At 58.9% G+C, this 6,354-nt stretch carries 4 protein-coding genes and 1 pseudogene; 2 read left to right on the plus strand and 3 right to left on the minus strand.

All coding sequences use genetic code 11. The features are described 5' to 3' along the window. Positions 1-67 precede the first annotated feature (67 nt). Entirely contained in the window at positions 68-313 is a 246-nt protein-coding gene (locus AF337_RS40505; RefSeq protein WP_309506698.1) for an NAD(P) transhydrogenase subunit alpha, read from the minus strand. 463 nt (positions 314-776) lie between these two features. Here AF337_RS40505 and hemN point away from each other — a divergent pair, with 463 nt between their 5' ends. Continuing rightward, entirely contained in the window at positions 777-2,129 is a 1,353-nt protein-coding gene (hemN, locus tag AF337_RS15910) for an oxygen-independent coproporphyrinogen III oxidase (protein ID WP_008536465.1), read from the plus strand. A gap of 965 nt (positions 2,130-3,094) precedes the next feature. Here hemN and AF337_RS15915 read toward each other — a convergent pair. Then, positions 3,095-3,538, minus strand: coding sequence for a pseudoazurin (locus AF337_RS15915; protein WP_004674399.1), 444 nt, complete (start codon positions 3,536-3,538; stop codon positions 3,095-3,097). A 306-nt stretch (positions 3,539-3,844) separates the two neighbouring features. Beyond that, positions 3,845-4,562: pseudogene (locus AF337_RS43680) on the minus strand (cyclic nucleotide-binding domain-containing protein); the annotation flags it as partial. A 241-nt stretch (positions 4,563-4,803) separates the two neighbouring features. Between AF337_RS43680 and ccoN the strand changes: the two are divergent. Further along, on the plus strand, positions 4,804-6,354 hold a 1,551-nt coding region (ccoN, locus tag AF337_RS15925), incomplete at its 3' end, for a cytochrome-c oxidase, cbb3-type subunit I (protein WP_049732802.1).

A 6,354-nucleotide genomic window follows, 5' to 3' on the forward strand; every position in this document is an offset into this window, starting at 1 on the left:
AAGCCGGTCAAGGATGCTTTTGACAAGGTGCTGACGGACCTCAAGGCGACGTAAAACTGAGGAGACCCTAGAAATACCGCGCGGTGATCTGCCCGGTGAAGAAACACCTGAAGTTCGCACTCGCTTCGATGACCGCCCGGTAACCCCGATCTTTCCCATTCATCTTCTGTGCACGGCTGATGCGCGGGACCATGTCTATGGCGCTTATATTCGCGCCCGAATGCAGAGCCCGCTTGAGCAACTCATTGTTGGCTGCGGGATAGAAGAAAGCGATTAGCGTCTTTTCAGGCGACAGCAGGGCGACCTCATTGATCGAGGCGCACCTTGACGATCACGTCGGCGGCCGCGGCGAGGGCCTGTGGAATTGGAAAACGACCACGACTTCCGCGTTTCGGTAGGCTTCGCTCGAGATTCCCGCCGTTAGGCCGGCACCAGTTCCACTGGCGATCAACAAACTATCGCCGGGGGCCAGCGCATGGAGCGAGCCGAAACCGTGGGATGGCTCGACCGGCGACAGCACGCGGACACCAATTTGTTTCACCCGTTTTGCGTATCAGTCATTCTTGCTCATTTCCTTGTGGCACGTCTCTTCGAACAGCCGGGACCGCGGCTCGACCCATGTCAGAACGAGATGTTAGGCGGGTTCGAAAGTGCTGACTTTCACAGCGGACAAAGATCCGGCTGATTCTGGCCTGAGACGTCATCATTGATTTGGGACAAGGAAGCCGGCGCGGCCGGAGGTCATAAAGCATCCTGTTTTGAAAAGGGATGCGAAAATGTCTGATGATCTGATCGCCAAATACGGCGATGCGCGGGTTCCGCGTTATACGAGTTACCCGACGGCGGCGGCTTTTTCTGCAGCCGTGGGGCCGGATGAATATGCCGGCAATCTCGCCCATATCGCCGCGGCTGGCCCGGTTTCGGTTTATCTCCACGTCCCGTTCTGCCGTTCGATATGCTGGTACTGCGGCTGCCACACGACCATCACCCGGCAAGACGCTCCGGTCGCCGACTATCTCGACGTGATGAAGGAAGAGATCGAGCTCGTCTCTTTTGCGGCCGGAAACGACGTGCCCGTCAAGTACGTGCATTTCGGCGGCGGCACGCCGTCGGTCATGAAGCCGCAGGAATTTTCGGCTCTAATGGCAAAGCTCAGGAGTGCCTTCACGTTTGAAGCGAAAGCCGGCGTCGCAGTCGAGATCGACCCTCGCACATTGGTCGCCCCCATGATCGATGCGCTCGCCGAAAACGGCGTCGACCGCGCAAGCCTCGGCGTCCAGAGCTACGATCCGATCGTGCAGGCCGGTATCAAGCGGCTGCAATCCTTTGAGCAGACGGAAAGGGCGGTCGCCGGGTTGCGCTCAGCAGGCGTCAGCAGCATCAACTTCGACCTAATTTATGGCCTTCCGAAACAGACTGTCCAATCTTGCATCGAGACGGTCCGGCTGGCTGCAGAACTGCGTCCCGAACGTTTCGCCGTTTTCGGTTACGCTCACATACCCGCTTTTAAGAAACATCAGCGCCTGATCGACGAAGCATCGCTGCCGGACGCAAAACAGCGGAACGAGCAGGCGGAAGTGATCGCCGAGGAGCTCCAGAAGGCCGGATATCTGCGCATTGGGCTCGATCATTTTGCACTGCCGAACGATCAGTTGGCGCTCGCCGCGCGCAACAGAACGCTGAGGAGAAACTTCCAGGGCTATACCACGGATGATTGCGATAGCCTGATCGGCCTCGGCGCATCTGCGATCGGGCGGCTGCCGGCCGGCTATATGCAGAACCACGTGCCTCTCGGCCTCTATGCCGAGCGAATTGCCTTCGGGGTGCTGCCGACCGCCAAGGGATATCTTCTCAGCGAGGAGGACAAGCTTCGGGCGAGGGTCATCGAGAGGCTGATGTGCGATTTCGAAGCCGATCTCGGCCAGTTGAGCAGCGGATCGGGTTTCGACACCGGCTTCCTTGTCGAGCGCAACGACCGTCTCGGCGAGCTCATGGCCGACGGCGTCGTGACGATCAGCGGTGAGCGGATTGTCGTATGCGAGGAGGCGCGCTTCATGGTCCGTGCAGTCGCGGCGGCATTCGACGCCTATTTTAGCTCGCACGGGCACACGCACAGCAAGGCAGCCTAGTACTTGTCGCCGGAAGTGTGCATCGGTTCCGGCGACACGAAACGCATCAAAGGCCGCGCGAGAAGACATCGAGTTCCCGTTTCTCGATCGAGGACCCTGCAGTTATCTTCCCAGGAGTCCCGTCGACAACGGCACGTCGAGGAGGATCGACGTCGCAAGTTCGTGTGAAGCAGGGCGGGCGCACTCACAAATACGGTCATCGGGCCGCCCTGTCACAAGTAGATGGGCGCCCGTATCACCGCCTGGACGTCGAGGTCGTTATCGTCGAGCTTTTCGGCTCATTCAAATACAGCTCGATCTCGGCAGGCCCCGGCCCAGGGTATCGTTGGCGACTGACGTCGAACCTTTAAGGTGGCGTGGGCAAGCGCCGGTCCGCAGAGTTGTGCCCATCGCGATTATGGCGGCCGCGCAGGCGCCTGAAGGAGCCTTTTCGCGAGGTGAGCTACCGAGCGCCACATGATCGACGGCTCTCGCCCTCTCACGAACGCGGTTGTTCGAGCACGTCGAAGGACGAGGCAGGGGTCTCCTAGTTGTAGGACTTGCCTGCCGCGGGGATTTCGATCAAACGTTCGACGGCGCCTTCCGTGCAATTCTTGGGTAACCAGAACGAGACCCCGGGTTTTGGCTGGCATCTCCTTCGCGACTGCCGCGCAAAAAAACGACCTCGTTATATTCGTCGTCAGCGAGATTGCCGCCGGGCTAGTGATCTTGCCCACGCGTTCCTTCACAGGTCTGCCGTGCAGATCATAGCTCTTTTCACAGGCCACATTCACTTTCTCGACGGTCCCACCAGGTTTCGGCATCGGCTTTGCCGACAACCGTGTCCGACCACTGCCTTGGACGTCTTGCCTGACAGCGCCTGGCTCTGCTCGATGCTCACTGAGCATCAGCTGCTCCTGGCGAGGCAAACAGCTGCCACGAAAGCCATCGTCATGGGCTGCGCGGTCATCCGCACCTGCTGTGTCTCACTGGGTGATGTTTGTGAGGTCGGCATCGAGCCGCTTGCGCACCATGTTCGGCACCTTTGCAGTCTTGATCGCTTCGAGATTGGGCGGACTGTCACCCACCTGGATCAGGGCAACCATGCCCATGCCGGAATGTGGGGTGCATTTCAGGACATAGACGCCTGGAACATCGAATTTCGCGCGATATAGCTCATTCGGCTTTGACTTGAAGTCGGCAACGCCATCCGGAATGAGGCCTTTGAAGGTTTCGACGTTGTGGCCCTTGTCGGTGGGGATGAAGGTGACGGTGTCGCCGGGGGCGATCTTCAGGAAGCCAGGCTCGAACACCATCGCGCCTTCCGTGCCTTTGTTGAGCATCCGAACCTGGTGGTCGGCCGCCATCAACGGCGCTGCCGAAACAATCAAGGCTGCCGCTGCAGCGATCAGACCGAATTTTAACCGCATTTGCAAGCTCCTTTTCTGCGAGACCCAATCAGCCTCATGAATGTGTCTTAGCAGATGCCGGAATTGGGCTCTTTGACGCCCGTCAAATTCGGGGAAAAAAGGCAGAAGGTCCCAATTTTTGCCTGCTTGCCCAGCGCCCTTGCGAGGGACATGGCAGCCTGCAAGCGATGTAGGAATCACCGAAGGACAAGCACGCTCGGCGAACGTCGGCGCTGCTGAACAGCTTAGGATTGCCGTGACTGAGCTCATATCGCGTCGAGAAGTTCGCGGAGGGCATGAATGTCGATCCCGCGGCTTGTCGCGTGTGTTGAGGTTTACCCTCTGACAGAAATCCTCGGAAAAATCATCAGTGTCGCCCGATAACCGTACCAGCGGGCAAGATTGACGTTCCGCAGGTCGTGCCTGCCCTCGGGAATAACGATGTTGCGCGACGCAAGTTTCGTAACGGTGTGGGCCAGGGTCTCAATGGTCAGGCCGAGATGATCCGCAATGTCTTGACGATTCATGGAAACGCGCAACGGACCTTGGCGGACGCGGGTTGCGCCGGAATGCAAGCTTCACGATGAAGCTGCAGGGGCGCTCCTCGGCGTTCTTCTTCGGCAACAGCACCATCTGTTCATGCGAAGCGGCCGCCTCCTGCCAGAGCAACGAGAGCTAGGTCGAGCGAGCGCATTAGACCGAGCGACTTCCCCGTGGAAACTCATGTGCGATATCCGGCGGATCTTGCATTTCGTGACGGCCTCAGCCGTAAATAGGAAATCGTTTTGCAGCGACGCGCCGTTGAGATCGCCGGCGAATTGAAGAGCGATTATCACCCGACGATCTTTCGCCGATGATACGAAGCAGGCGCACGACACCTTCTTCCACCTGGACAAGATGGTTGCTTATCACCCTCCCACCAAATCGCCTTACCGGCTGCGACGGCCTCGGCCGCCGAGCCTACGAACAGCGAAGAGAGGGATTGGCCGGCATGTATGGCTTCGCGCCCCTTCGCGCCATTGTCGAACGCGTGGTTGTTCTGCACAGCATCTTCATCGCCCCTTGTGGCAGTGGGTGCGGTAGAAAGCAGCTGCGTCACACGGGAGTAAGCGGGCGGTGCCAAAGGGGGAAGTTTGCAACAGAGTGTAACAACGTCGGTTCGTCCACCGCTTCCAGTCCGCTTGTTGATGTAGATCAAGGAGCCGTTCCCGTCTTCGTGACAGTCCTGCCTCGAAATCCGAGAAAGCCGGCCGCGAGGCGGTCGTCTGCGCACTGGAGACGACATCATGAATTACACGACAGAAACGATGGTGATCGCGGTCGCAGCGTTTCTGGCGCTGCTCGCGGCCGCATTCGCGCACGATCATCTGTTTGCAGTCCATATGGGTATACTTTGCCTCTGCCTGGTTGCGGGAACGCTGCTGCTTGTCAGAAACGCAGAGTTTTCGCCGACGGGCCAACAGCGCAAAACAGAGCTTACGGGCTATTGCGACGAGGTAATCCGCTACGGCCTGATCGCTACGGTGTTCTGGGGCGTCGTCGGCTTCCTCGTCGGCGTGATCATCGCGCTGCAGCTCGCCTTTCCCGACCTCAACATCGCGCCCTATTGGAATTTCGGAAGATTGCGGCCGGTTCACACATCGGCGGTGATCTTCGCCTTCGGCGGCAACGCGCTGATCATGACATCCTTCTATGTGGTGCAACGCACCTGTCGCGCGCGTCTCTTCGGAGGAACACTCGCCTGGTTCGTCTTCTGGGGCTACCAGCTGTTCATCGTGATGGCTGCGACCGGCTACGTGATCGGCATCAATCAGTCGCGCGAATATGCCGAGCCCGAATGGTACGTCGACCTGTGGCTTACCATCGTCTGGGTCGCCTATCTGGCCGTCTATCTCGGAACGATCCTGAAGCGCAAAGAGCCGCATATCTACGTGGCAAACTGGTTCTATCTCAGCTTCATAGTCACCATTGCGATGCTGCATGTGGTCAACAACCTCGCTGTTCCGGCGTCGTTCCTCGGCTCCAAGAGCTATTCTCTCTTCTCCGGCGTCCAGGATGCACTCACCCAATGGTGGTACGGCCACAACGCCGTCGGCTTCTTCCTCACCGCCGGCTTCCTGGGGATGATGTACTATTTTGTGCCGAAGCAGGCCAACCGGCCGGTTTATTCCTACCGGCTGTCGATCATCCACTTCTGGGCCCTGATCTTCATGTATATCTGGGCCGGCCCGCATCATCTGCATTACACGGCGCTGCCTGACTGGGCGCAGACGCTCGGAATGGTCTTCTCCGTCATGCTCTGGATGCCCTCCTGGGGCGGCATGATCAACGGTTTGATGACCCTTTCGGGCGCCTGGGACAAAATTCGCACCGACCCGATCATCCGGATGATGATCGTCGCCATCGCATTTTATGGGATGTCGACCTTCGAAGGCCCGATGATGTCGATAAAGGCGGTCAATTCGCTCAGCCACTATACCGAATGGACGATCGGTCACGTGCATTCCGGAGCACTTGGCTGGGTGGGTATGATCACCTTCGGGGCGATATACTACCTGACGCCGAAACTGTGGGGGCGCGAGCGCCTCTACAGCCTGCGGATGGTCAACTGGCACTTCTGGCTCGCGACGCTCGGGATCGTGATCTACGCCGCGGTGCTCTGGGTCGCGGGCATCCAGCAGGGGCTGATGTGGCGAGAATACAATTCCCAGGGCTTCCTCGTCTATTCCTTCGCTGAAACGGTCGCGGCGATGATCCCCTATTACGTGCTGCGTGCCGTCGGCGGAGCACTCTACCTAGCGGGTGGCCTCGTCATGGCCTGGAACGTGTTCATGACG

It is taken from the genome of Rhizobium ecuadorense, from assembly GCF_001187535.1.
GTDB classification, from domain to species: Bacteria; Pseudomonadota; Alphaproteobacteria; order Rhizobiales; family Rhizobiaceae; genus Rhizobium; species Rhizobium ecuadorense.

Bases quoted from the DNA above. Each gene is read 5' to 3' on its own strand.
- AF337_RS15915 (WP_004674399.1), bottom strand. From the start codon at position 3,538: ATGCGGTTAAAATTCGGTCTGATCGCTGCAGCGGCAGCCTTGATTGTT.
- hemN (WP_008536465.1), top strand. From the start codon at position 777: ATGTCTGATGATCTGATCGCCAAATACGGCGATGCGCGGGTTCCGCGT.